The sequence below is a fragment of the Citricoccus zhacaiensis genome (assembly GCF_014645315.1).
In the GTDB taxonomy this organism is placed as follows: domain Bacteria; phylum Actinomycetota; class Actinomycetes; order Actinomycetales; family Micrococcaceae; genus Citricoccus; species Citricoccus zhacaiensis.
In genome coordinates, this window is the sequence record NZ_BMLQ01000003.1 from 246,794 (window position 1) to 266,205 (window position 19,412).

Sequence of the window (19,412 nt, forward strand, 5' to 3'; positions counted from 1 at the left end):
GCTCAGGTGACCATCCGCTGACCTCTAGAGAAACAGCAAGATGTTGAGCCGGTGTGGCGGGGATGTTTCCGGCGTGAGAACTCCCGAGACCGTCAGGTCTCGGGTTGGAGGGCAGGCAGGGGGCTTGTCAGGCCAGGGCGGGGAGGCTCTGGTGCTGGGGCGAGGTGTGCGCTACAGTCTTCAGCACAGCAACCGCATTGCTACTTCAGCAACACATGAATCCGAGAATGGAGAGAGCCATGACCGTGACATCCAATGACATCGAGGCCCGTCTTGCAGCAGTGCTGGAGGAGGCGTTCGAGGCCGGCAGGGGGATCTACGACGAGCGCGGCTTCACGCGCCGGGTCGGCTACGGCAACCGTCCCGCCGTCATCCACATCGACCTCGCCAACGCCTGGACCCGTCCGGGCCACCCGTTCAGCTGCCCGGGCATGGAGGAGATCATCCCCAACGTCCAGCGGATCAACGAGGCGGCGCGCGCCCAGGGGGTCCCGGTCTTCTACACCACGAACGTGTACCGCAACCGGGATGCCACCTCCGGGACGAACGACATGGGCCTGTGGTACTCGAAGATCCCCACGGAGACCCTTCCGGCGGATTCCTACTGGGCGCAGATCGACGACCGCATCGCGCCCGCTGAGGGTGAGGTGGTGATCGAGAAGAAGCGCGCCTCGGCGTTCCCGGGGACCAACCTGGAGCTCTTCCTGACCTCCAACCGCATCGACACCCTGATCGTGACCGGTGCGACGGCGGCCGGGTGCGTGCGCCACACGGTCGAGGACGCCATTGCGAAGGGATTCCGCCCGATCATCCCCCGGGAGACCATCGGCGATCGCGTCCCGGGGGTCGTGCAGTGGAACCTCTACGACATCGACAACAAGTTCGGTGACGTGGAGTCCACCGATGCGGTGGTGGAGTACCTGAACGGCCTGGGCCCGTTCGAGGACACGGTCCCGAAGACCCTCGCCGATCTGCAGCCCGAGGTGGCCGCGCCTGCGGATCCGGCCTGATCCGGGGGCCGGGTCACGCCCGCCGTTAGCATGGGGTCACGCCCGCCGGTGGCACGCACGCCACCCGGCGGGCGTGACCCATCAGCTGCCGAGAGGAATGACATGCCGGACACCGCACCGGACCCCGCGCCGGCCGCGGAGAAGCCGCAGGGCGCCGCCGCCTCACTGCTCAACGGCCTCTCCGTGCTGGAGGCGTTCTCCGCCACCACCCGGCCCCTGCTGGGCGTCACGGAGATCTCCGAGATCGTCGGACTGCACAAGAGCACCGTGTCCCGCATGCTGGCCGGGCTCACCGAGGCAGGGTACGTCCAACGCGACCTGGACTCGGGAAGGTACCGGCTGGGTCTAGGGATGATCGGCCTCGCCGGTCCGTTGCTGGCCGAGCTGGACGTCCGCCGGGCGGCGTTGCCCCACCTCGAGGACCTGACGCAGTCCACCGGGGAGACCGCTGCCCTGGCCGTCTGGAACGGCTCCGCGGCCATCGTGGTGGAACAGGTGGCCAGTCCGCACCAGGTCAAGCACAGTGCGAGCATCGGCACCCGGTACGCCAGGTTCGCGAGCTCATCGGTACGGGTCTTCCTGGCGGAGCTGCCGGCGTCTGAGGTGGACCGGCTGCTGCGCAGCGGATCCGTGGAGCGCGAGGGCTACTCCGGGCCCGAGGACGATCCGGTCTTCCGCCACCTCGACGTCGTCCGCGAGGCGGGTGAGGCGGTCAACGACGGCGAGACCACCTTCGAGGAGTACGGTGTCTCCGTCCCCGTGCGGGACTACCGCGGCAAGGTGGTCGGCTGCATCACCGTCAGCGCCCCGCGGTCCCGGGTCCAGTACCGGGGCAACCAGGCGGACCTGGCCGCAGCGGTACGGCGGGCGGCCGCCGCCGTGTGCGCCCGCCTCGGTGGTGCTCCCGAGGCGGAGGCCCTGGAGTCGTAGGGGGAGCGGGTGCCCGCGCTCCCCGACGTGCCTGAGGGATCAGGTCCTGCGCGCGGCCGCGGCAGGGGATCCTTCCGGGCCCATGCTCGCGGCCCCCAGTCGCTGGGAGACTCGGCGCGCGGCCTCGCGGCAGTGGGCGGCCAGCTCGGGGGTCCGTTCGGCGGGGACGCGGTACCGGGGGGCCGCCAGCAGGACGGTGGCTACCACCTCGCCGCGATGGTCCAGCACGGGCGCCGCGATGCCCACCTCGTCCTGCTGGGTCTCGCCGTGGTTCACGGCGTGGCCGTCGCGGAGGACCGCCGCGAGCCGCTCGAGGTAGGCGGCCGGATCGGCGGGGGAGTCGAAGGTGATCCGCCCGGCGTCCACCAGTCCGCGCACGCGCTCCGGATCCTCGTGGGCCAGCAGGACCTGGACGCTCGCGCTCAGGCCGGTGGCGTAGCGGCTGCCCAGCACGGAGGTGTGCTTGACCTGCTGGCGGCTGGGCACCTGCTCCACCGTGACGGCGGCGGTGCCGTCCCAGATGTTCAGCGCCGCCGTCTCGCCGGTGGTCTCCGAGAGCTCGCGCAGGCAGTCCATGGCGATACGGCGGACGTCCAGGCCGGCCAGCAGGGGCCCGGCCACCGCGATCAGTCCCAGGCCCAGCCGGTACTTGCGCGAGGCCTCGTCCCGCGCGACGACCTGTTCCTGCTCCAGGGTGGCCAGGATGCGGGAGACGCTGGACTTGTGCAGGCCGACCTGGGCGGCGATCTCGGTGACCCCGAGGACCGGCTCCTCCACCGTGAAGCACCGGATGACCTGCAGCACGTTGACGATCACGGAGGCGCCGCGCGCCCCGTTGCCGGACTCGGCCCCAGCGCCACCGGACGCGGCGGCGGGGCCGGTGCGGCCGTCGTCGGGCCCGGTGCTGGTGGTGCTCATGGTGGTCCTCCCGGGACTCGGTGCTGGGGTGGTCTCGGTCTCAGTCTCAGAATGCCATGGCCCGGGTCCCCCGAGGGGCCCGGGCCACGCAGTGATGGGTGCGGCGGCGCTGGTCAGGCGTCGATGATGTTGTGCTCCGGGCCGAAGCCGAACTTCGTGATGTTCTCCACCCCGCCGTCCTCGCCGATGACGAGGATGTCATGCTCGCGGTAGCCGCCGGCGCCGGGTTCGCCGTCCGCGACGGTGATCATGGGCTCCATGGAGACCACCATGCCCGGCTCCAGCACGGTCTCGATGTCCTCGCGCAGCTCCAGGCCGGCCTCGCGGCCGTAGTAGTGCGAGAGCACGCCGAAGGAGTGGCCGTAGCCGAAGGTGCGGTTGGGCAGCAGGCCGTGGCCGATGTAGATCTCGTTGAGCTCGTGCGCGATGTCCTGGCAGACCGCACCCGGCTTGATGAGCTCGAGGCCGCGGCGGTGGACCTCCACGTTGATGTTCCACAGCTCGAGGCTGCGCTCGTCCGGCTGGCCCAGGAACAGGGTGCGCTCCAGGGCGGTGTAGTAGCCCGAGGTCATGGGGAAGCAGTTCAGGGAGAGGATGTCCCCGCGCTGCAGCTTGCGGGTGGTGGCCCAGTTGTGGGCGCCGTCCGTGTTGATGCCGGACTGGAACCAGACCCAGGTGTCCCGGACCTCGCGGTGCGGGAAGGTCCTGGCGATCTCATGCACCATGGCCTCGGTGCCGATCAGGGCGACCTCGTACTCGCTGATGCCCTCGCGGATGGCGGCCTTGATGGCCTCGCCGCCGAGGTCCCCGATGCGGGCGCCGTGCTTGATGACCTCGATCTCCTCGGCGGACTTGATCATGCGCTGGCGCATGGCGTCCTGGGAGACGTCCAGCAGCTCGGCGCCGCCGAAGGCGTCCTGGATGCGCTGACGGGTCAGCCCCGGCAGGAAGTCGTCCTCCACGCCGATCCGGGAGGCCTTCACCCCGTCCCGCCGCAGGGCCTCCTGCAGGCCGTAGAAGAAGTTGTCCCGCTTCCAGTCCGTGTAGACGATGTTCTCGCCGTAGCTGGTGCGCCAGGGCATGCCGGCGTCGATGTTCGCCGTCACGGTGGTCGAGTTGGTGGCGGTGACCACGAGCGCGTAGTTGCGGCCGAAGGTGGTGTAGAGGAAGTCCGAGTAGTACTTGATCCCGTGGTAGCTGGTGAGGATGACGGCGTCCAGGGACTTCTCGGCCATGATCTGACGCAGGCCGGTCAGGCGGCGCTCGAACTCGGCGTCCGAGAAGGTCAGCTGCTGCTTGCTGCCGTTGTGCAGGGTCTTCAGGCGCTCCAGCTCGGCGACGGAGGTGGCGGGGGTGGTGGACATGGTGTCTCCTTGTCGGTCTCGGTTCTGGGCTCCTGCGGGCCGGACTCGGGCGGCATTCCAGAGGGTCTTGCTAAGGCGGCGGACGGATTGGTTGCATTTGTTGCAACCCCGTTGCATTGATTGTGGCGTGTGGTGCGGGTCACGTCAAGGGGTACGACGGCGGCCCGCGGCGGTCAGGCGGGCAGGCCCAGTTCCGCGGTGAGATCGGCCGCCAGGTCTGCGGCGACCTGCTCGTACAGGAGCCGGCCCCGCTCGGCCGTCGAGCCGTCGGGGGCCGAGAGGCAGCCGGTGTCCGGGGTGCGCGAGGCGACCACGGGCAGGCGGTCGAAGCGGGGCAGCTCGGCCGCCGGGTGGCTCACGGCGCGGTCCATGTCCACGAGCTCGGGGCGCAGGTGCAGCATGAGCGAGGTCTCCAGCACCCCGCCGTGCTCGATGTCCCAGCCGGGGAAGCCCTCCGGATAGACGGTGGCCAGGGTGTCCTCGGAGACGTAGTCCCAGTAGGAGAGCAGCAGGACGGTGGGGTCCGGGCCGGCACCGTGGCTGGCGCCCTGGCCGGCGCGGACCTCCTCCAGCGCCAGGTCCGCGGCCTCGTAGAGGAACTGGTAGTTCTCGTAGTGGCCGTTCAACACCACGAGGTTGCGCACCCCCTGGCGCAGGAATCCGGCCATGATGCACCGTGCCTGGGCGATCAGGGCCGCGGCGTCCAGGCTCACGGTCCCGGGCAGGTGGTTGCCGCCGCCGGACTTCTGCTGGGACTTGTAGCCGTAGGACAGTGGCTCGGCCACCTTGGCCCCGGTCCTGGCACCCACCGCCTCGGCGATGGCCGAGGACAACAGGGCGTCCGTGCCCAGGGGCAGGTGGGGGCCGTGCTGCTCGAAGGCCCCCGCCGGCAGGATCACGGTGGAGTGCTCCGTGGCGGCCCAGTCTCGGTAACTGTGGGCGTCCAGGTGGGCGAGCCGGATGGGCTGGGCGGCGGGCGGTGCGCCAGGGGTGCCGGTCACTTCTTCGGTGTCCTCTCGGTGGTCGAACCGTAGCCGTAGGGATCCTGCGGCTCCGTCAGGGTCCCGGCGCCGACGCCGCGGCGTGGATCCGGGCGGGGGATGCCGTCCTCGTCGCACAACTCGTCCTCCGCGCGGTGCCCGGGATCGTTGATGTCCTTCTCCAGCTGACGGGTCGCCCGGGTCCGGGTCCGGAGCCTGCGGACGAGGTTGACGATCATCAGCACGATCACGAAGGAGAAGGGGAACCCGCCGATGATCGTGCCGGTCTGCACGGTGTCCACGGCATTGGCGCCGCCGATGGACAGCAGCACCAGGGCCACGGTCGCGATGGAGGCCACCAGGACCACGCGGAACCAGGGGCCGGACTTCTTCGGCGCCGAGACGAACTCCGCGAGGGCGTAGGTGCCGGAGTCCAGGGACGTGACGTAGTAGGTGGCGACCAGGATGGTCGCCACGATGGTCATCAGGGTGCCGATCCCGGGCAGCATCTCCAGCATGGAGAACAGGGCCGAGGAGGTGTCCTCCGAGGCGTCCCGGAAGATCTGCCCGGTCTCGTTGTCGTAGTGGATGCCGGCCGAGCCGATGACGGCCACCCAGACCATGACGATCAACGAGGGGATGATGGTCACCCCCAGGACGAACTCGCGGATGGTGCGGCCCCTGGAGATGCGGGCGATGAAGCCGGCCACGAAGGGGGAGAAGGCGATCACCCAGCACCAGATGAACACGGTCCACCAGCCGTTCCAGCTGTCCGTCCAGTCCGCCAGGGGTGCCCCGGCGCCCTCGGCCCCGGCGAAGAAGCTCATCGGGATGAAGTGCTGGAAGAAGGAGCCGAAGGTCTGGGACATGTTGGACAGGATGTAGACCGTCGGGCCGAAGACGAACACGCCGACGACCAGCACGATCGAGAGGATCGAGTTGGTCTGCGAGATGCGCTTCATGCCCTTGTTGACGCCCAGGAAGGCGGACACGGCCGTCAGCACGGCGAGCACGAGGATGACCAGGGCCCAGACCAGCGGGCTGGCACCGAAGGGCAGGACGTTGGTCATGCCCGAGGTGAACTGCATGGCCGCGAAGCCGAAGGAGGTGGCCAGGCCGAGTACGGTGGCGATGATCGCCAGCAGCTCGATCACGACGCCGACCGGCCGCTGGGCGCGCTTCGGCAGGATGTCCACGGTCGCCTCGCGGAACGTGAGGGTCTTGCCGAGGTTGTGGTGGGAGTAGGCCAGGCAGACTGCGACGACGCAGTACATGGCCCAGGCAGTCAGCCCCCAGTGGAAGTAGGTCCACACGATCCCGCCCTCACCCGGATTGGCGCCAGTGGGGACGACCGGAGTCTCCTCCCGGAGCAGGATGGGTTCGGCCAGCGACCAGAAGATCAGGCCGATGCCCTGACCGCAGGCGAAGAGCATGGAGTACCAGGCGAAGTTGTTGTGCTCCGGACGGGCCTTGGGTCCGCCGAGGCGGACGGTCCCGACCTTGCTGATGCACAGCCAGGTGCAGACTCCGACGGCGATGAGGGAGTAGAGCACGAACCACCAGGTGAATCCACCGGTGACGAAGGTCCGGAGCCGGCCGATCAGGGCGGCGGCCCCCTCGGGGTTGACCGTCACGGCCACCACGGCCGCGATGATCAGCACCGGCGGCAGGATCATGATGATGGCCCGGTCCAGGGGCGGGATGACCCGGCCGCGGAACCGCGGCAAGGTGACGGTCCGCTCGCTACTGCCCGCGGCGGGGCTGTCCTCGGTGACGGTGGGCGGGGCCGCGGTGGTGGTCGCGCCGGAACCGTCCGGCGCGGAATTCTCGGGGGTGGGCATGTCGACTTCCTCCAGGGGGCGCAGTCGCTGTTTGTTGCATCAAAGGCAACACGGTTGCGCTACAGAATGTCAGTGGCTCACGTCACAGTCAACCCCCGGCGCGCGTGGTCTCAAATGACGCTGCGGACCGCCGCGTCGAAGTGGCGGACGTGCTCGGCGGCGATGGTCTCCGCCCGCTCCTGATCGCCCTCCAGGATGGCGTCCAGCAGGCCCAGGTGCTCCCGGATGTGGCCGGCGACGTCCGGGAGGCGGTCCACCACCACGCACCAGATGCGGGTGGCGAGGTTGTCCAGGCGGATCAGCGACTCTTCGAGGTGGTGGTTCCCCGCAGTGCGGTAGACCAGCCGGTGTACGGCCAGGTCCAGTGCCATGACGTCCCGCTGCGGGGTGGCGTGGTCCAGTCGCTCGATCCCCTCCCGGGCCTGGAGGAGTGCGGCGCGGGTCTCCGGGTCCACGTTGGCGGCGGCCTTGCGTGCCGCCAGGGGCTCGAGGAGCTGGCGCACCTCGGAGACGGCGGCCAGCTCGGTGATGTCCACGCGGGTGGCGAAGGTCCCCCGGCGCGGGAAGGAAGTCACCAGGTGGTCTGTCTCCAGCCGCTTCATCGCCTCCCGCAATGGGGTGCGCCCGAAGCCGAGCTCGGTCACCAGTCGGCCCTCGTTCAAGGGCTCTCCCGGGGCGATGTCCAGCATGATCAGCCGGTCGCGGAGGGCGCGGTAGGCCTGCTCGGCGAGCGAGAGCTCTGGGGTGCTGAGGTCCGTGGCGGTGGTCATGGCGTCCTTAGGTCTTGACGGTCTGTGATCGTCATCATACTCTTAGTCGCAGCTTGATATATCAGTTGTCTTTCAGAGCAACCACAGGAGTCACCGTGACCCAGACCCAAGAGTCCGCCCAGACCGTCCCCGCCGAACTGACCGCGGACCTGGCCGAACTGGACCCCGAGATCGCCGGCCACCTCGACGCCGAGCTGGACCGCCAGCGCGAGGGACTCGAGATGATCGCCTCGGAGAACCACACCGCCGCCGCCGTGATGCAGGCCCAGGGCTCCGTGCTGACCAACAAATACGCCGAGGGCTACCCGGGGCGGCGCTACTACGGAGGCTGCGAGCACGTGGACGCGGTGGAGACCCTGGCGATCGAGCGGGTCAAGGACCTGTTCGGCGCCGCCTTCGCCAACGTCCAGCCGCACTCCGGGGCCCAGGCCAACGCCTCCGTGATGCATGCCCTGATCCGGCCGGGGGACACCGTGCTGGGCCTGAACCTGGCGCACGGCGGCCACCTGACCCACGGCATGAAGATCAACTACTCCGGACGCCTCTACAACATCGTGGCCTACGGCGTGGACGAGTCCACCCACCAGGTGGACATGGACGAGGTCGCCCGGCTGGCCCGGGAGAACAGCCCGAAGCTCATCATCGCTGGCTGGTCCGCCTATCCGCGCCAGCTCGACTTCGCCCGCTTCCGCGAGATCGCCGACGAGGTGGGCGCCTACCTCATGGTGGACATGGCGCACTTCGCCGGGCTCGTGGCCACCGGGCTGCATCCCTCCCCGGTGCCCCACGCCCACGTGGTCACCTCCACCACCCACAAGACCCTGGCCGGCCCCCGCGGCGGCATCATCCTGACCAATGACGCGGACATCGCCAAGAAGGTCAACTCCGCCGTCTTCCCGGGGCAGCAGGGCGGCCCGCTCGAGCACGTGATCGCCGGCAAGGCGGTGGCCTTCAGGATCGCCGCCTCGCAGGGCTTCCGGGACCGCCAGGAGCGGACCCTCGCCGGGGCCCGCATCCTCGCCGAGCGGCTGTCCCAGGCCGACGTGGCCGAGCACGGCATCAGCGTGCTGACCGGCGGCACGGACGTGCACCTGGTCCTGGTGGACCTGCGGGACTCCCCACTGGACGGCCAGCAGGGTGAGGACCTGCTGGCGGCCGTGGACATCACCATCAACCGCAACGCCGTCCCCTTCGACCCCCGCCCGCCGATGGTGACCTCGGGCCTGCGCATCGGCACCCCGGCCCTGGCCACCCGCGGCTTCGGCGAGGAGGCCTTCCGCGAGGTCGCGGACATCATCGCCGAGACCCTCAAGGCAGGTGCCGCTGGCGCCGCCGGCCCCTCCGCTGCCGCCGGCACGGGGGACGAGACCCTGGCCGGGCTGCGTGAACGCGTCCGTGCGCTCGCCGCCGCCCACCCGCTGTACCCGAACATGACCTCCAACCTCGCCCCGAAGGGAGCCTGACATGGCCGAGAAGCTGCCGGAGCACCCGGACTTCCTGTGGCACAACCCCGATCCGAAGCCCAGCTATGACGCCGTGATCGTCGGCGGCGGCGGCCACGGGCTGGCCACCGCCTACTACCTGGCCTCGCAGCACGGGATGACGAACATCGCCATCCTGGAACGTGGCTGGCTGGCCGGCGGGAACATGGCCCGCAACACCACGATCATCCGCTCGAACTACCTGTGGGACGAGTCCGCGGCCATCTACGAGCACTCCCTGAAGCTGTGGGAGGGCCTGCCGGAGGAACTGGAGTACGACTTCCTGTTCTCCCAGCGCGGCGTGATGAACCTGGCCCACACCCTGCAGGACGTGCGGGAGTCCCAGCGCCGGGTGAACGCCAACGTCCTGAACGGCGTGGACGCCGAGTTCCTGGACCCGCAGCAGGTCAAGGAGCTCTGCCCCATCATCAACATCGGGGATGACATCCGCTACCCCGTCATGGGTGCCACCTACCAGCCGCGCGCCGGGATCGCCAAGCACGACCACGTGGCCTGGGCCTTCGCCCGCAAGTGCGATGAGCTGGGCGTGGACATCATCCAGAACTGCGAGGTCACCGGCTTCATCAAGGACGGCAACCGGGTGGTCGGCGTGGAGACCTCCCGCGGCCGCATCAACGCCGGCAAGGTGGCCCTCGCCGCCGCCGGGCACTCCTCCGTGCTGGCGGACCTGGCCGGGTTCCGCCTGCCGATCTCCTCGCACCCGCTGCAGGCCCTCGTCTCCGAGCTCTTCGAGCCGGTGCACCCCACCGTGGTGATGTCCAACCACGTCCACGTGTACGTCTCCCAGGCGCACAAGGGCGAGCTGGTCATGGGCGCCGGGATCGACGCCTACAACGGCTACGGCCAACGCGGCGCCTTCCACGTGGTGGAGGAGCAGCTGGCCGCCGCCTGCGAGCTGTTCCCGATCTTCTCCCGGGCGCACCTGCTGCGCACCTGGGGCGGGATCGTGGACACCACCTTCGATGCCTCGCCGATCGTCTCCACCACCCCGATCGACGAGCTGTACGTGAACTGCGGCTGGGGCACGGGCGGGTTCAAGGGCACCCCGGCCTCCGGCTACACCTTCGCCCACACCATCGCCACCGGCGAGGCCCACCCGCTGAACGCCCCGTTCGCGTTGGACCGCTTCGAGACCGGGCACCTCATCGACGAGCATGGCGCCGCCGCCGTGGCCCACTGACGGGAGAACCATGCTGCTGATCGACTGCCCGCACTGCGGGCCGCGCAACGAGACCGAATTCCACTATGGGGGCCAGGCCCACATCGCCTACCCCGAGGACCCGCACGCCCTGGATGACCGCGGCTGGGCCGAGTACCTGTTCTACCGGGACAACCCCAAGGGGATGTTTGCCGAGCGGTGGCAGCACGGCGGCGGCTGCCGCAAGTGGTTCAACGCCCTGCGGGACACCCACAGCTACGAGTTCACCGCCACGTACCCGGCCGGCTCGCCCCGCCCGGACGCCGGCGAACTCCCGGACCCGGGTCACGGCAACTCCACCCGGACCACCCCATCCAGTCCAGTCAGTCCCACCTCAGCAGACGGAGGACACCAGTGAGCACCGCCAACACCCGGCGTCTTGAGGCCGGCCGCGCCCCCGGCCACAGCCTCGACCGCAGCCGCGAGATCACCTTCTCCGTGGACGGCACCGACTACACCGGCCACCCCGGGGACACCCTGGCCAGCGCCCTCATCGCCAACGGCCGCCTCGACTGCGGTGCCTCGCTGTACGAGGGGCGCCCACGCGGCATCCTGTCCGCCGGCGTCGAGGAGCCCAATGCCCTCGTCACCGTGGCCGCCCGCTTCGCCGGCCATGCGGACGAGTCCATGCTGCCGGCCACCACGGTGGGCCTGACCGAGGGAATGCGGGCCACGTACCTCTCCGGCCTGGGCGTCATGGACCCCACCAAGGACGAGGCCGTCTATGACCACAAGTACGTCCACGCCGACGTCCTCGTGATCGGCGCGGGGCCGGCCGGAATCGCCGCCGCCCGGGAGGCCGCCAAGTCCGGCGCCCGCACCATCCTCATGGACGACCAGCCGGTCCCCGGCGGGGCCCTGCTCTCGGGCCGCGCGGGGGACGGCGAGGACCTGATCGACGAGATGGACGCCCGCGACTGGGCCGCCGCCACCCTGCGCCGCCTCGCCGGCGCCGAGGACTTCACCTACCTTCCGCGCACCACGGCCTTCGGCTCCTATGACGCCAACTTCGTGGTCGCCGTGGAGCACCGCACGGACCACCTGCCGGCGCACGAGCGGCCCGGCGTGTCCCGCCAGCGGATCTGGCACGTCCGCGCCAGCCAGGTGGTGCTGGCCACGGGAGCCCACGAGCGCCCGCTGGTCTTCGCCAACAACGACCGCCCCGGCATCATGCTGGCCGGCGCCGTGCGCACCTACCTGAACCGGTACGCCGCGCTGGCCGGCGAGAGGATCGCGGTGGCCACCACCAACGACTCCGCCTACCGGCTCGTGGCGGACCTGCACGCCGCCGGCGTCACCGTGACGGCCGTCGTCGACTCCCGGCCGGAGGCCTCCGCCACCGCGCTGGAGGTTCTCGAGGCCACGGACGTGCGCGGGATCTTCGGCGCCGCCGTGGTGGACACCGCCGGTGACGGCCCCGCCGGCCGGATCAGCGGCGTGACCGTCTCCGCCCTGGACGGGGACGGCGCCCTGACCGGTGAGCCGGAGACGCTGGACGCGGACCTGCTGGCCGTCTCCGGCGGCCACTCGCCCGTGGTGCACCTGCTCAGCCAGCGCCAGGGCCGGCTGAGCTGGGACCGGGAGATCGCCGCGTTCGTGCCGGCCGCCGTCGTGAAGGACCAGCAGACCGCCGGCGCGATGACCGGGGCCGCGACCCTGCGCGAGGCCCTCGTGCAGGGGGCCCAGGCCGGACACCGCGCCGCCCAGGCCACCGGGTCCTCCGCACCGCTGCTGATCCCGGACGCCCCCGCGGCCGCCGCACCGGGCGCCGTCCGGCCCGTCTGGCTCGCCCCGGCCCTGGCGGGGGAGCCTGCCGACTGGACCACCCACTTCGTGGACCTGCAGCGCGACCAGTCCGTGGCGGACGTGCTGCGCGCCACCGGCGCCGGGATGCGCTCGGTGGAGCACGTCAAGCGCTACACCTCCATCTCCACCGCCAATGACCAGGGCAAGACCTCCGGCGTCAACGCGATCGGCGTGATCGCCGCGGCCCTGAACGAGGGGGACCTCGGGGAGATCGGCACCACCACGTTCCGGGCGCCCTTCACGCCGGTGGCCTTCGCCGCGGTGGCCGGCCGCCGCCGCGGGGAGCTGTTCGACCCGGCCCGCGTCACCTCGATCCAGCCCTGGCATGAGGCGGCCGGGGCCGAGTTCGAGGACGTGGGTCAGTGGAAGCGGCCCTGGTACTTCCCACAGGACGGGGAGGACATGGACGCCGCCGTGTATCGCGAGTGTGCCGCCGTGCGGGACTCGGTGGGCTTCATGGACGCTTCCACCCTCGGCAAGATTGAGGTCCGCGGGGCAGACGCCGCCGAGTTCCTCAACCGCATCTACACCAACGGCTTCCTCAAGCTGAAGGTCGGGATGGGCCGCTACGGGCTGATGTGCTCCGCGGACGGCATGCTCTTCGACGACGGCGTGACCATGCGCCTGGCCGAGGATCGGTTCCTGATGACCACCACCACCGGCGGGGCAGCCAAGGTCCTGGACTGGGTGGAGGAATGGCACCAGACCGAGTGGCCGGAACTGGACGTGGTGTTCACCTCGGTGACCGAGCAGTGGAACACCGTCGCCGTCGTCGGGCCCAGATCCCGCGAGGTGGTGGCGAGAGTGGCCCCGGACCTGGACGTCTCCAACGAGGCGTTTCCGTTCATGGCCTTCCGCGAGACCACCCTGGCCAACGGGACGCTGGCGCGGATCTGCCGCATCTCCTTCTCCGGCGAACTCGCCTACGAGATCAACGTGGAGGCCTTCTCCGGCCTGTCCACGTGGGAGGCCGTGGCGCAAGCCGGCGCCGAGTTCGGGATCACCCCGTACGGCACCGAGACCATGCACGTGCTGCGGGCCGAGAAGGGCCTCGTCATCATCGGCCAGGACACGGACGGCACTGTGACACCGCAGGACGCCGGGATGGGCTGGGCGGTGTCCACGAAGAAGGACTTCGTGGGCAACCGCTCCTTCTCCCGCCCGCACACCGCCCGCGAGGACCGCCGCCACCTGGTGGGGGTGCTGCCCGTGGACCGCACCACGCGGCTCGCGGAGGGCGCCCAGCTGGTGACGGCGGGCACCCCGCTGACGCCCGACGCCGGTCCGGTCCCGATGATCGGCCACGTCACCTCCTCCTACAACTCGCCCGCGCTGGGCCGGACCTTCGGTCTGGCCCTCGTGGACAACGGCCGCAACCGCATCGGTGAGATCGTTCGCTCGCCGCTCGGCGCCGGTGCTCCGGGCGGCGAGAACTACATCGAGGTGGAGATCGCCTCGCCCATCCTCTACGACCCCGAAGGGACCCGCCGTGATGGCTGAGACTCTGATGGCCCGATCAATCCGCACTTCCCCAGCGGCCCACCTGGAGTCCCTCATGGCGGCGGCCGAGGTGACCGGCACCCGCGCGGTGTCCCTGCATGAGCTTGCCTTCGCTGTCCAGATCGGCCTGCGGGCCGCGCCGGACTCCGAGTCCGCGCGGGCCCTGGAAACAGTCCTGGGCGTCCAGTTGCCGGCCGGTCACGGCCAGAGCACGGGGGACGCCTCCGGCCAGCACGTGCTGTGGCTGTCCCCGGACGAGTTCCTCGTGGTGGACGTCTCTCGTGAACAGTCCACGGGTGATGCGGACTCGGTCGAGTCCGCCCTCGAGGGGTTGCCGGGCCAGGCTCTGGACCTCTCCGCCAACCGCACGATCCTCGTGCTGGCCGGGCCATCGGCCCGAGACGTCCTGGAGAAGGGGTGCCAGGCGGACCTGCACCCGCGCTCCTTCCCCGTCGGCCACGCAATCGTGACGGCGGTGGGACCGGTCCCGGTGCTGCTGCACCGCTCCGGTGAGCGCGAGTACCGCGTCTACCCCCGTGCATCCTTCGCCGACTTCCTCGTACGCTGGTTGGTGGATTCCATGGAGGAGTTCAGGCAGGAGGAAGTGCTGTGACCCTCAGCGTGCTGGACCTGTTCTCGATCGGCCTGGGGCCGTCGTCGTCCCACACCGTTGGGCCGATGCGCGCCGCGCGGCTCTTCGCCCGGGGGCTGGCCGATTCCGGCCGCCTGGGCGAGGTGGTGCGGGTCAAGGCGGTGCTGTTCGGCTCCCTCGGGGCCACGGGGGAGGGCCACGGCTCGGACGACGCCGTGATCCTCGGCCTGGCCGGGCTGGACCCGGAGACCGTCGGCGCGGACGAGGCCCCCCGGGTGGTGGCCGAGGCCGCCGAATCGGGTCGGTTGAGGCTGGACGGCACGCACGCGGTGACCTTCTCCCCGGAGGACGTGGTGCTCAACGGGTGGGAGTCCCTGCCCGGCCATCCCAATGGGATGCGCCTGACCGCCTACTCCTCCGAGGCGGCCGCTGAGGCCGCTGGGACCGGGGCCGACGTCGATCCGGAGGAAGCCGGCGTCGTGATGTCCCAGGAGTACTACTCGGTGGGCGGCGGTTTCGTGGTCACGGCGGAGGACTTCAGCAACCCGGCCGATGCCGAGCCGGAGGTGCCCGAGCCCTACCCGTTCGCCAGTGGAGCCGAACTGCTGCAGCGCTGCCGCGAATCCGGGCTGTCCGTGGCCGGCGTCATGCACGCCAACGAGCTGACCCGGCACTCCGCCGAGGAGATCCGCACGGCCCTGCTGGACGTCTGGGCCGTGATGCGGGAATGCGTGGAGAACGGCTGTAGCCGCACCGAGGAGGTGCTGCCCGGCGTGCTGCTGGCCAAGCGGCGCGCGCCCGGACTGCGCCGCCGCCTGCGCGAACAACAGGCCAAGGGGGACACCCTGGACACGCTGTGGGCCATGGAGTGGGTCAACCTCTTCGCCCTGGCCGTGAACGAGGAGAACGCCTCGGGCGGCCGGGTGGTCACGGCCCCGACCAACGGTGCCGCCGGGATCATCCCCGCCGTGCTGCACTACTTCGACATGTTCCGCGAGTGCGATGACGACCGGGTGGAGGAGTTCCTGCTCACCGCCGGCGCCATCGGCACCCTGTTCAAGCGCAACGCCTCCATCTCCGGCGCCGAGGTCGGGTGCCAGGGCGAGGTGGGCTCGGCCTGCTCCATGGCGGCCGGGGCCCTGTGCGCCGTGCTGGGCGGCGCCCCGGAACAGGTGGAGAACGCCGCGGAGATCGGGTTGGAGCACAATCTCGGGTTGACCTGCGATCCCATCGCCGGGCTCGTGCAGATCCCCTGCATCGAACGCAACGCCATCGCCTCCGTGAAGGCCATCAACGCCGCCCGCCTGTCCCTGGCCGGAGATGGCACCCACCGGGTGAGCCTGGACGAGGCCATCACCACCATGCGGGACACCGGCCGGGACATGATGTCCAAGTACAAGGAGACCTCGCGCGGCGGCCTGGCCGTGAACGTAGCGGTGAACCTCCCGGAGTGCTGAGCCGCGCTACGGCGTGGAGGTGCTGAGGTCCTGGACGTTGTGGCGCAAGGTGCGCAGGGCTGCTGACAGGGCCTCGAGCTGCTGCTGATCCAGTCCGTCCACCAGGCGGCTCTGGAGGGCGGCCACCTCGTCCTGCAGGCGGGTGACTGCGGCCCTGCCCCGGGGCGTGGCCCGGAGCAGCAGCCGCCGCGCGTTGTCCGGGTCCTGGACGCGGCTGATCAGGCCCTGCTCGATGAGCGGCCCGATGGTCCCCGCCATCGACTGGGCCCGGACGAAGGAGCGCCGGGCCAGCTCCGAGGACGTGATGCCCGGCCTGGAGAGCAGCACGGTGAGGGCCGTGTACTGGGCGGCGGTGAATCCCCGGCTGACGGCGATCCTCTCGACCTCGGGGCGGAGCCCGGTGTCCAGCAGCTTGATCATGTAGATGAACCAGCCGTCGATGACGAGGTCCGGTGCGGTCTCGGCGTTTTTGCACGTCATGGTGCCTCCCAGAGGTGTGCGGGAACGGGTGCGGCCGGTACCTGCGACCCTTGACGTTCGTTTCAGGTTACCTGAAACTGGGGGTGATCCACAGCAGACGGAGGCCTGTCCATGTACGAGAACTATGCGGTCCTGTGGCACGAGATCGCCCTGCGCGCCCCGGACCGGATGGCGGTCCGCTCCACCGGTGGGAACTACACCTACGGCGAGTTCGACGCCGCCGCGGCAATGGTGGCCGAGGAGCTGGCGGATCGGGGCGTGGTCTCCGGCTCGCGGGTGGCGTTCTTCCTCCACAACACCGCCGAGTATCTCGTGCTGTTCTACGCCTGCCTCAAGCTGGAGGCGATCCCGGTCTCGGTCAATTACCGCTACCTCGGGGCGGAGCTCGCCGGGCTCCTCACCGTGGCCGAGCCGGTGGCCCTCGTCCATGCCAGCGGCTCCCGGGCGCAGGTGGAGGACGCCCTGGACCGACTGGACGGAACCGCAGGCCGGCCGGAGTTGCTCATCGAGATCGGCAGCGGACTCGACGGACCAGACAGCCGGGAGTGGGCCGGCGTCGTCCGCGTCCGGTTCGAGGAGCTGGCCGCGCCGGAGCCGGAACGGGCCGTATCCCCACGGCGGTTCGAGCCCGGCCGGGACGCGGAGCTGTACATCTTCACCGGCGGGACCACCGGCACCCCGAAGGCCGTGGTGTGGAGGATCGGCGACCTGCTGCATATCCAGCAGTCCTCCATCTACGGTCCTGTCGGCCGGGGCCTTCCGGCCGATCTCGACGCTGCGGTGGGGATCGCCGTGGAGGGCGGCCTGCCGCCCGTCCGCACGCTGCCTCTGGCGCCCTTCATCCACGCGACGGCACTGTTCAGCGCCATGAACACGCTCGCACTCGGCGGCACCGTGGTGATCAACCCGGATCCCAGCTTCCGCGCCGGGGACGTGGCCCGGCTGATCGTGGAGGGGGGAGTGACCCGGCTGATCGTCGCCGGCGATGCGGTGGCCCTGCCCCTCCTGGACGCATTGGAGAAGGAACTCGATGGCCGGGAGTCCAGCCTGACCTCGGTGATCAGCTCGGGGATGCGGTTCAGCGATGACACCAAGCGCCGCATCCATGCCCTGGGCCGGGTGGCGATCGTGGACATCCTCGCCTCGACGGAGGGCGGCCCCTACGCGGTGGCCACCACCACCCGGGCCGAGGACCTGCCGGCGCGCTTCCGGCTGAGCGAGGACGCCGTGGTCCTGGACGAGGCACAACGGGAGGTCCAGGACCAGCCCGGGGCGATCGGCGTCCTGGCCTACCGCGGTGCGCTGCCCGTGGGCTACCTCCATGACCCGGTCACCTCCGCGGAGACCTATCCCGTGATCAACGGTGTCCGCCACTGTTCCCCCGGCGACTACGTCCGGGTGGGGGAGGACGGGTTCATCGACCTGCTCGGGCGGGGCAGTTCCGTGGTGAACACCGGGGGGGAGAAGGTCTTCCCCGGAGAGGTCGAGGAGGCGCTGCTGGAGCACCCGGCCGTGGCCGATGCCGTGGTCTTCGGTGTCCCCGACCCCCGCTGGGGTGAGGCGGTGGCGGCCGTGGTGGCCCTGGAGCCGGGCCTGGACGTGACGGAGCGGGACCTGATGGAGCACCTGGCCGGGAGGGTGGCCGGTTACAAGAAGCCCCGCACCCTGGTCCTGCGTGACTCGCTCGACCGCGGTCCCACGGGGAAGCTGAACCTGAAACGCCTCAAGGCCTCGATCCGGGAGGACGCCCAGTGAGAGACCCGGCGAACACCAGCACCGGCGAGCCCGTGCCCTTCCTCGGCGGCGCCGACTTCTACGGGTACTCGGATCTGCTCACGGGCGCCGAGCTGACCGTCCTGTCCCGCCTGCGCCGGTACCTGGCGGAGGAGGCCGAGCCCGTCCTCGCCGAGTATTGGGAACGCGGGGAGACCCCGTTGTTCCTCCGGGACGGACTGGCTGGGCTCGACCTGGTGGAGCCCGCGGAGCTGCGCGACGCCGGCGAGACGGTCCGGTCCCTGTTCATCGGTTTCCGGAACCTGGAGTTCTCCCGCGTGGACGGCTCCCTGGCGATCCTGTTCGGCGGCCAGGCCGGAATGTTCCGCACCGTGGTCCACGCCGGCGGCAGCGAGGAGCAGCTGGCGCGGTGGGGTGCGGACATGGCGTCCTTCAGGATGACCGGTTGCTTCGCGCTGACCGAGCCGGACCACGGCTCGGACATCGCCCGCGGTGTCCAGACCGAAGCTCGGCGGGAGGGTGACGGCTGGGTTCTGAACGGGGCCAAGCGGTGGATCGGGAACGCGGCGTTCTCCGAGTACGTGGCCTTCGCCGCGAAGGACGGCGACGACGGCCAGGTCAAGGTCTTCCTGGCCCGCACTGATGATCCGGGCCTGGAGATCGCCAAGATCGAGGGCAAGACCTCCCTGCGCATGGTCCACAATGCCGACATCCGCCTGGACGGGGTGCGGGTCCCGGAGAGCCACCGGCTCCAGCGGATCAACTCGTTCGCTGACCTGAACCGCACCTTCGAGACCTTGCGGCCGGACGTGGTCTGGAATGCCACCGGGCTTCAGATCGGCCTGTATGAGGCCGTGCTGGAGTACACCCGGCAGCGCGAGCAGTTCGGGCGGCCGATCGCGTCCTTCCAACTCGTCCAGGACCACCTCGTGACCATGCTGGGCAACGCCAATGCGTCCCTTGCCCTCGCGGTCCGACTGTCCCAGCTCGCGGATGCCGGCGGTGTCAGCGGGGAGCAGGCTGCCCTGGCCAAGACGTGGGTCTGCCGCCACATGCGCCAGAGCGCGGCGCTCGGCCGGGAGCTGCTCGGCGGCAACGGCATCCTGCTGGAGCACAAGGCGGCGCGGTTCCACGCCGACGCGGAGTCCCTCTACACCTTCGAGGGCACCGATCAGATCAACACCCTCATCGTGGGCCGGGCCATCACCGGGCACAGCGCCTTCGTGTAGAGGTCTGCGCCGCAAGCCTGGGGAGGTGATCCAGAAATCTCGCCGCAGGGTGTTGCCTGGATCACAGGTGGATACCTATGCTCATAGGTATACGGCAGTTG

The 19,412-nt window shown here is 70.3% G+C and carries 16 protein-coding genes; 10 read left to right on the top strand and 6 right to left on the bottom strand.

Translation table 11 applies throughout. From position 1 onward, the window contains the following. Positions 1 to 239 precede the first annotated feature (239 nt). Positions 240 to 1,010 carry an N-carbamoylsarcosine amidohydrolase gene (locus IEX49_RS06695; RefSeq protein WP_188805396.1) on the top strand — a complete coding sequence of 257 codons (771 nt, stop codon included), beginning with the start codon at positions 240 to 242 and terminating at the stop codon, positions 1,008 to 1,010. 102 nt (positions 1,011 to 1,112) lie between these two features. Next, the gene (locus tag IEX49_RS06700) at positions 1,113 to 1,940 is read left to right on the top strand and encodes an IclR family transcriptional regulator (RefSeq protein WP_188805397.1); all 828 of its coding nucleotides are present in this window, start codon (positions 1,113 to 1,115) and stop codon (positions 1,938 to 1,940) included. 39 nt (positions 1,941 to 1,979) lie between these two features. Here IEX49_RS06700 and IEX49_RS06705 read toward each other — a convergent pair whose 3' ends face one another. The 5 genes from IEX49_RS06705 to IEX49_RS06725 all read right to left on the bottom strand — a co-directional run bounded on the left by IEX49_RS06705 (position 1,980) and on the right by IEX49_RS06725 (position 7,813). After that, complete coding sequence (locus tag IEX49_RS06705) at positions 1,980 to 2,858, bottom strand: IclR family transcriptional regulator (RefSeq protein WP_188805398.1); 879 nt, start codon at positions 2,856 to 2,858, stop codon at positions 1,980 to 1,982. A 113-nt stretch (positions 2,859 to 2,971) separates the two neighbouring features. Further along, positions 2,972 to 4,222, bottom strand: coding sequence for an aminopeptidase P family protein (locus IEX49_RS06710; protein ID WP_188805399.1), 1,251 nt, complete (start codon positions 4,220 to 4,222; stop codon positions 2,972 to 2,974). 173 nt (positions 4,223 to 4,395) lie between these two features. Beyond that, positions 4,396 to 5,223 carry a creatininase gene (locus tag IEX49_RS06715; protein ID WP_188805400.1) on the bottom strand — a complete coding sequence of 276 codons (828 nt, stop codon included), beginning with the start codon at positions 5,221 to 5,223 and terminating at the stop codon, positions 4,396 to 4,398. After that, positions 5,220 to 7,043, bottom strand: a complete 1,824-nt coding sequence (locus tag IEX49_RS06720; RefSeq protein ID WP_188805401.1) for a BCCT family transporter — start codon at positions 7,041 to 7,043, stop codon at positions 5,220 to 5,222. Before IEX49_RS06720 ends, IEX49_RS06715 begins: the two co-directional genes overlap by 4 nt. Positions 7,044 to 7,153: 110 nt before the next feature. Further along, positions 7,154 to 7,813, bottom strand: coding sequence for a GntR family transcriptional regulator (locus IEX49_RS06725; protein ID WP_188805402.1), 660 nt, complete (start codon positions 7,811 to 7,813; stop codon positions 7,154 to 7,156). Positions 7,814 to 7,908: 95 nt separating this feature from the next. On the opposite strand from IEX49_RS06725, the gene glyA reads away from it, so the two are divergent. Genes glyA through IEX49_RS06755 form a run of 6 tightly spaced genes read left to right on the top strand, consistent with a single transcriptional unit; the run spans position 7,909 to position 15,868 of the window. Continuing rightward, positions 7,909 to 9,276, top strand: coding sequence for a serine hydroxymethyltransferase (gene glyA / locus IEX49_RS06730; protein ID WP_308421924.1), 1,368 nt, complete (start codon positions 7,909 to 7,911; stop codon positions 9,274 to 9,276). Between the two features lies 1 nt (position 9,277). Next, complete coding sequence (locus IEX49_RS06735) at positions 9,278 to 10,495, top strand: sarcosine oxidase subunit beta family protein (RefSeq protein ID WP_188805403.1); 1,218 nt, start codon at positions 9,278 to 9,280, stop codon at positions 10,493 to 10,495. Positions 10,496 to 10,505: 10 nt separating this feature from the next. Further along, on the top strand, positions 10,506 to 10,871 hold the full coding sequence (locus IEX49_RS06740; RefSeq protein ID WP_188805404.1) for a sarcosine oxidase subunit delta: 366 nt from the start codon (positions 10,506 to 10,508) through the stop codon (positions 10,869 to 10,871). Beyond that, positions 10,868 to 13,819: a 2Fe-2S iron-sulfur cluster-binding protein gene (locus IEX49_RS06745; RefSeq protein WP_188805405.1), complete on the top strand. Its 2,952-nt coding sequence runs from the start codon at positions 10,868 to 10,870 to the stop codon at positions 13,817 to 13,819. The genes IEX49_RS06740 and IEX49_RS06745 overlap by 4 nt, the downstream gene beginning before the upstream one ends. Further along, the gene (locus IEX49_RS06750; RefSeq protein ID WP_188805406.1) at positions 13,812 to 14,432 is read left to right on the top strand and encodes a sarcosine oxidase subunit gamma; all 621 of its coding nucleotides are present in this window, start codon (positions 13,812 to 13,814) and stop codon (positions 14,430 to 14,432) included. The genes IEX49_RS06745 and IEX49_RS06750 overlap by 8 nt, the downstream gene beginning before the upstream one ends. After that, positions 14,429 to 15,868, top strand: coding sequence for an L-serine ammonia-lyase (locus IEX49_RS06755; protein WP_188805407.1), 1,440 nt, complete (start codon positions 14,429 to 14,431; stop codon positions 15,866 to 15,868). The genes IEX49_RS06750 and IEX49_RS06755 overlap by 4 nt, the downstream gene beginning before the upstream one ends. Before the next feature lie 6 nt (positions 15,869 to 15,874). On the opposite strand, the gene IEX49_RS06760 is transcribed toward IEX49_RS06755, so the two are convergent. After that, positions 15,875 to 16,348 carry a MarR family winged helix-turn-helix transcriptional regulator gene (locus tag IEX49_RS06760; protein WP_188805408.1) on the bottom strand — a complete coding sequence of 158 codons (474 nt, stop codon included), beginning with the start codon at positions 16,346 to 16,348 and terminating at the stop codon, positions 15,875 to 15,877. A 111-nt stretch (positions 16,349 to 16,459) separates the two neighbouring features. Here IEX49_RS06760 and IEX49_RS06765 point away from each other — a divergent pair, with 111 nt between their 5' ends. Both IEX49_RS06765 and IEX49_RS06770 read left to right on the top strand, forming a co-directional pair. Further along, positions 16,460 to 18,103 carry an AMP-binding protein gene (locus IEX49_RS06765; RefSeq protein WP_188805409.1) on the top strand — a complete coding sequence of 548 codons (1,644 nt, stop codon included), beginning with the start codon at positions 16,460 to 16,462 and terminating at the stop codon, positions 18,101 to 18,103. Next, a complete protein-coding gene (locus IEX49_RS06770; protein WP_229672336.1) occupies positions 18,100 to 19,311 on the top strand; it encodes an acyl-CoA dehydrogenase family protein in 1,212 nt (403 codons plus the stop codon). The genes IEX49_RS06765 and IEX49_RS06770 overlap by 4 nt, the downstream gene beginning before the upstream one ends. The last annotated feature ends 101 nt before the right edge of the window (positions 19,312 to 19,412 follow it).

What these genes read in the sequence shown, in the direction of transcription:
- IEX49_RS06695 (WP_188805396.1), top strand. Translation starts at nt 240, where the DNA reads ATGACCGTGACATCCAATGACATCGAGGCCCGTCTTGCAGCAGTGCTG.
- IEX49_RS06700 (WP_188805397.1), top strand. Translation starts at nt 1,113, where the DNA reads ATGCCGGACACCGCACCGGACCCCGCGCCGGCCGCGGAGAAGCCGCAG.
- IEX49_RS06705 (WP_188805398.1), bottom strand. Translation starts at nt 2,858, where the DNA reads ATGAGCACCACCAGCACCGGGCCCGACGACGGCCGCACCGGCCCCGCC.
- IEX49_RS06710 (WP_188805399.1), bottom strand. Translation starts at nt 4,222, where the DNA reads ATGTCCACCACCCCCGCCACCTCCGTCGCCGAGCTGGAGCGCCTGAAG.
- IEX49_RS06720 (WP_188805401.1), bottom strand. Translation starts at nt 7,043, where the DNA reads ATGCCCACCCCCGAGAATTCCGCGCCGGACGGTTCCGGCGCGACCACC.
- IEX49_RS06725 (WP_188805402.1), bottom strand. Translation starts at nt 7,813, where the DNA reads ATGACCACCGCCACGGACCTCAGCACCCCAGAGCTCTCGCTCGCCGAG.
- IEX49_RS06735 (WP_188805403.1), top strand. Translation starts at nt 9,278, where the DNA reads ATGGCCGAGAAGCTGCCGGAGCACCCGGACTTCCTGTGGCACAACCCC.
- IEX49_RS06740 (WP_188805404.1), top strand. Translation starts at nt 10,506, where the DNA reads ATGCTGCTGATCGACTGCCCGCACTGCGGGCCGCGCAACGAGACCGAA.
- IEX49_RS06750 (WP_188805406.1), top strand. Translation starts at nt 13,812, where the DNA reads ATGGCTGAGACTCTGATGGCCCGATCAATCCGCACTTCCCCAGCGGCC.
- IEX49_RS06760 (WP_188805408.1), bottom strand. Translation starts at nt 16,348, where the DNA reads ATGACGTGCAAAAACGCCGAGACCGCACCGGACCTCGTCATCGACGGC.
- IEX49_RS06765 (WP_188805409.1), top strand. Translation starts at nt 16,460, where the DNA reads ATGTACGAGAACTATGCGGTCCTGTGGCACGAGATCGCCCTGCGCGCC.